This is a genomic window from Chamaesiphon sp. OTE_75_metabat_556 (assembly GCF_031378165.1).
In the GTDB taxonomy this organism is placed as follows: Bacteria; Cyanobacteriota; Cyanobacteriia; order Cyanobacteriales; family Chamaesiphonaceae; genus Chamaesiphon.
Genome location: NZ_JANNDR010000296.1, coordinates 1 through 5,453 on the forward strand (window position 1 = coordinate 1; position 5,453 = coordinate 5,453).

At 48.0% G+C, this 5,453-nt stretch carries 5 protein-coding genes; 3 read left to right on the top strand and 2 right to left on the bottom strand.

Features of this window, described 5'->3' with window-relative positions; translation table 11 throughout:
- A partial coding sequence (gene ppc / locus RMO27_RS11945; RefSeq protein ID WP_309732699.1) for a phosphoenolpyruvate carboxylase occupies positions 1 to 2,402 on the top strand: 2,402 nt, incomplete at its 5' end.
- Positions 2,403 to 2,410: 8 nt separating this feature from the next.
- Here the strand turns inward: ppc and RMO27_RS11950 are convergent.
- Complete coding sequence (locus RMO27_RS11950) at positions 2,411 to 2,536, bottom strand: hypothetical protein (RefSeq protein WP_309732701.1); 126 nt, start codon at positions 2,534 to 2,536, stop codon at positions 2,411 to 2,413.
- A 99-nt stretch (positions 2,537 to 2,635) separates the two neighbouring features.
- Between RMO27_RS11950 and RMO27_RS11955 the strand changes: the two genes are divergently transcribed.
- Both RMO27_RS11955 and RMO27_RS11960 read left to right on the top strand, forming a co-directional pair.
- Positions 2,636 to 2,863 carry a hypothetical protein gene (locus RMO27_RS11955; RefSeq protein ID WP_309732703.1) on the top strand — a complete coding sequence of 76 codons (228 nt, stop codon included), beginning with the start codon at positions 2,636 to 2,638 and terminating at the stop codon, positions 2,861 to 2,863.
- Between the two features lie 340 nt (positions 2,864 to 3,203).
- On the top strand, positions 3,204 to 3,965 hold the full coding sequence (locus tag RMO27_RS11960; protein WP_309732705.1) for a CsgG/HfaB family protein: 762 nt from the start codon (positions 3,204 to 3,206) through the stop codon (positions 3,963 to 3,965).
- 141 nt (positions 3,966 to 4,106) lie between these two features.
- Here RMO27_RS11960 and RMO27_RS11965 read toward each other — a convergent pair.
- The coding region (locus tag RMO27_RS11965) for a chloride channel protein (RefSeq protein ID WP_309732707.1) at positions 4,107 to 5,453 on the bottom strand (1,347 nt) is incomplete at its 5' end.

Consider the following 5,453-nt stretch of genomic DNA (forward strand, 5'->3'; position numbering starts at 1 on the left):
TTGCCAAAATCCTCGAAAAACTCGACCTCGCTGAGGAGGATATGAAGCGACTCGGCATCGCCTCTTCTTGGGAAGTTGCCGAACTCGAAGGGCAATTGCTCGAAGAAATTCTGCTGTGGTGGCGCACGGATGAATTACATCAATTTAAACCCACTGTCCTCGACGAAGTCGATTACACGCTGCACTATTTTGAGGAAGTCTTATTCGATGCGATTCCCCAGCTATCGCAACGATTGAATCTGGCGGTGAAACAATCTTTTCCCCATCTGCGGCCGCCCAGCAATCGCTTCTGTCGGTTTGGTTCGTGGGTCGGTTCCGATCGCGATGGCAATCCCTCCGTGACGCCCAAAATCACCTGGCAGACGGCTTGCTATCAACGGGGCATCGTCCTCAAAAAATATATTAAATCCACGCGCGGCTTGACGAACTCTTTGAGTCTGTCCTTGCATTGGAGCAATGTGTTGCCAGCATTACTAGAATCGCTGGAACAGGATAAATCTCATTTCCCCGAAATCTACGATGAGTTGGCGATCCGCTATCGCCAAGAACCCTATCGGCTCAAGCTCACCTACATCATCAAACGGCTCTCCAATACCCTCGACAGGTCGCGGCAAGTCTCTGACTGGGATAGCTTGCAATTTCCCCAAACCGATCTCAACCCCAATACCTGCTACCATTCGGGGGCAGATTTTCTCAAGGAGTTGGGTCTGATCCGCCAAAGTTTGCTCCAAACTGGTTTGACTTGTCAAGCCTTAGAAACGCTGATCTGTCAGGTCGAAATTTATGGCTTCAATCTCGCCCAACTCGATATCCGCCAAGAAAGCAGTCGTCATGCTGATACGATCGCTGAAATCGCTGAATATCTCCAAGTTTTGCCGCAATCCTATCACGAGCTATCCGAGGTCGATCGCGTCCAATGGTTGGTGAGCGAACTGCAAACCCGCAGACCATTAATTCCCGGCGAACTTCCCTTCTCGCCCAAAACCGTCGAAACGGTTGCAACTTTTCGGATGCTGCGCCGACTCCATCAGGAATTTGGCCCCGAAATCAGTCAAACCTATGTCATCAGTATGAATCGGGATGTCAGTGACGTTCTCGAAGTTATGCTCCTGGCCAAAGAAGCGGGATTGTACGATCCTGCGACGGGCATTACCAGCTTGCAAGTCGTCCCCTTATTTGAAACCGTCGAAGATCTCAAAAAGGCACCGATTGTGATGCAATCGCTATTCGAGCTACCCCTGTATCGGGCGGCTTTGTCGGGTGGATATCAGCCTACGCCGGAAAATGCGATCCCTGGACTAGTTCCCAATCTCCAAGAGGTGATGTTGGGTTACTCCGATAGTAATAAAGATGCTGGCTTCCTCAGTAGCAATTGGGAAATCCACAAAGCCCAAAAATCCCTCCAAGCGATCGCCGAGAAATTCGCTGTCAAACTGCGGATTTTTCATGGCAGAGGGGGTAGTGTCGGTAGAGGGGGTGGCCCCTCACACGAAGCGATCTTGGCACAACCTGGACAGAGTATTAACGGTCGGATCAAAATCACCGAACAAGGTGAAGTGCTCGCGTCAAAATATTCCTTGCCCGAACTCGCACTCTACAATCTAGAGCAAGTCGCCAGTGCCGTGATCCAAACCAGTCTGATGTCTGGCGGTATCGATGATATTGAGCCGTGGAATGAGGTGATGGAAGATCTCGCCGATCGATCTCGCAAACATTATCGCGCCCTGATTTATGATTGTCCCGATTTGGTGGACTTCTTTCATCAAGTGACGCCGATCGATGAAATCAGTCACCTTCAAATCAGTTCCCGTCCCGCACGGCGGCGTGGCGGCAACCGCGACATCGCCAGTCTGCGGGCGATTCCATGGGTATTTAGTTGGACGCAAAGCCGCTTTCTGCTGCCTTCTTGGTATGGTGTCGGCTCGGCTCTCCAGGAATTTGTGGCGGAATCGCCGACGGAGAATTTTGAATTGCTGCAAGGTTTCTACCGTAAATGGCCGTTTTTCCGGATGGCCATTTCCAAAGTCGAAATGACGATCTCCAAAGTCGATTTACAGATTGCGCGTCACTATGTAGATGAACTATCTCAACCGGAGAACAAAGAGCAGTTTGAGGTGTTATTCAACCAGATCGCTCGGGAGTACAACCTCGTCCGCGACGCGATCTTGCGGATTTCTGGACACGAAAAATTTCTAGATGACAATCCCGAACTCCAGCGATCAATCCAGCTTCGCAATGGCAGCATCGTGCCGCTGGGCTTTCTCCAAGTCTCGTTGCTCAAACGGTTGCGTCAACATGGTGGTACGGGAATGATCTACTCCCGCTACAGCAAGAAAGAGCTGCTCGATGGTGCCTTATTGACGATTAATGGAATTGCGGCTGGAATGCGGAATACTGGCTGAGTCTTAGTCTACCGCACGCCGCGATCGCTCATGATGGCGATCGCGGCTATTTCCATTGACAAGTGCAATACTGATGGAGAGTCAATTGCCAATCGATCGACAGTCGATCGATTGATGTAAATTTGCGGAAACATTCTCGAAATGATTGAAGTCTAGATAGCGAGTAGCTCAATGCTCGCCACGTTCTAGCCAATCGTGTTTTGTCTCTCTAGTCCTCTTTGCTTCCCCCTGCTATGTGGCGTGTCACAATTAACTGTTCTGCTGACGACTGGCGCATTCAAGGCACAGCCTTCAAAGAGCTGGCGACTAAATATCCAGCAAGTTTACTCTCATCTAAAAAAATGCATGGTGACGAACGCCGAATTATGGAGTATCAAATCGAAAATGTCAGCGATGCCGAAGACTTTACGGAAGCATGTCTGACAATACCTGGTTTTACAGCTATGTTTGAATCTCTTTGAACGGGAAACATCGCACGAGTAGGCTCGATCTATTGAGAGATTGGTGCTGAAAAATTAGCTCTTTCGATCTATTGACGATCGACATTGCCACAAATAGCCGAGCATTAAAACCGTTCGCTAACAAATGCTAAGAATTTTCTGGGCGTTAATTTCGATGCGTCTAAAAGCAAAATATCTGGAGATTTATTTAGGTCTAAATACTTAACAATTGCGATCGAGTGACACCTTGATTTTTGAATTGATTCGGCCTAAATACTTAAGATTTTCTATTGACGATCGGACACCCAAAGATTATGCTGGTAGCATATTTGCAACTATTTTATTTACTTCAAAATTAGTTATGTCTCAAAAGTTCTCTCTGCTCAAAATCGCATCTTCTTCCCTATTAATTGCCACAACACTACTGACTAGTCTTAGGATTGCCGATGTCAGTCCAGCTACTGCCAATGAACGAGCAACTTCGATCGATGCGGCTAATCCTAATTTAGTTAGCCTGAATGTGAGCAAAAAAGCGAAAAGGCCGAGAATTGCTGTAATGGATTTTGAATTTAGTACGATCGGCAGTGACTGGGCACCGTGGCTACAAACTAATATCAAAGCTGTCAATGAAATTCTCGTTAACAAGCTAGTAGATGGCGGCCATTTTGCAGTGATCGAGCGCACTAAGCTCGACCAAGTTCTTCAAGAACAAAATCTCGGCAAAACTGGCAGAATCGATACGAGTAGTGCTGCTAAAGTCGGTCGGGTGTTGGGCGTCCAGACAATTATTATTGGCTCGGTAACAGAGTTCAATATCGACAAACAATCTCAGGGGATTAGCCTGCCGATGTTTGGCAGTGTTGGTGGTGGTAAAACAACTGCTAATGTCAAAATCAACATGCGCGCGATCGACACCAAAACTGGTGAGATTCTGTATACTGCCCAAGGTGTTGGTTCATCTAATCATGGTAGTAATGCGGTTCAATTTCGGGGTGTGAGCTTCGGTAATGATGGCAACAATCAAGAGGCAAAACTCCTGTCAGCAGCAACGGCAGATGCTGTCGAGCAAATCGCGACAAAAATCAACACTAATCCATCTAAAGTAGTTGATACCGACCCCTAGAAATCAAACTTAACGGATGGATTGACAGTAGAGATTAGCTGTCAGCCGATAAAAGAGGGAGTAGTAATCGATCGATTACTACTCCCTCTTTTATTAATGATTAACGATCGATGATTAACAGTTAGTTAGCTCGATCGAATCTCAATCGCGATCGAGCGTAGCCACGGGGATGAGTACAGACATTTGATATTTGCTCAAAGCTTGACGGGTAGCAGCAACACTACAGGCTAGTGCGATGCGTTCTTGCTGAAGAATGCCCAAAACCTGCTGTGGCATCGAGCTGTCAATCACGGGTAATTGATGTAATCCTCTGGCATTCATCCGATCGATCGCATCAGTAATCGGTTCGTCGATATCCGCATAAAACAGGTTTTTCGAGCAGATATTTCCCACATAATTAGTTATTAGATAATTGGGTTGGGCGGTGGCTTCCGCTTGCGAAATCGCCCGACTCAGATCGTGTAGAGTGACGATCCCGATCGGTTCGTGTCGATCGTCAATGACTAGCGCACTATGGCAATTACTTTGAGTTAATTGTAAGCCAGCAGCCAGCAGATCGAGGCGATCGGACAACCGCAGATAGTTAGTATCCATCGCATCCCGAACGCAGAGCTGTTGCAGCATATCGCGATCTCGATCTGGTTGGAGGCTTAGAGCCAACTTATCTAATTTATCCAATTTGTCCGTCGATTTTGCTTTGGGGTTGATCCGTTCGATCGCCCAAATACTCAAACCCACACAAGCCATAACTGGTAACACGATCCGATAGTCGCGAGTCAGCTCAAACATCAACAGAATCGCCGTCAATGGTGCTCTGGCACTACTCGCTAGTACCGCTGCCATTCCGACCATTGCGTAGGCTGGCGGCGCAGCAATCTGACTGCTCAGGCTAGGAAACAATAAGACTAGCGATTTACCATAAATCGCCCCCATCGTCGCCCCCAAAAACATCGACGGTGCAAACAAACCACCCACTAAACCACTACCTAGACTGATTGCTGTCAGCAACATTTTGATTGCCAAAATCGAGACGAGCAGTAGCAGTGAAAATTGGACATCTTGCAACATCGCCTCGATCGTTTCATAGCCGATGCCCGTGACTTGCGGAAACTTCAACGCCACAATCCCGACGATCGCCCCACCCAGCACGGGGGTCAAGCAACGTGGAATTTTGCCTAGTGCGGCCAAATAACTGATATTCCCCTGGAAAGCGGCTCTGGCAAAATCGACAGTTTGGGTGTAGGCAAATGAAACCAAACTCGCCAAACCGCCCAATACTAAATAGAGTGGTAGCTCGAATAAACTCTTGACTTCGTAAACAGGTAGCGCAAATGCCGGTTTGGCTCCCAAGCCAATCTGCGCGACTAGCGATGCGACTACCGCCGCCAATACCACTACACTCACCGCCGAAGTCGCAAACGTAGTACCCAATACCAACTCTAAGGCAAAAAACACGCCCGCGATCGGGGCATTAAATCCCGCTGCAAT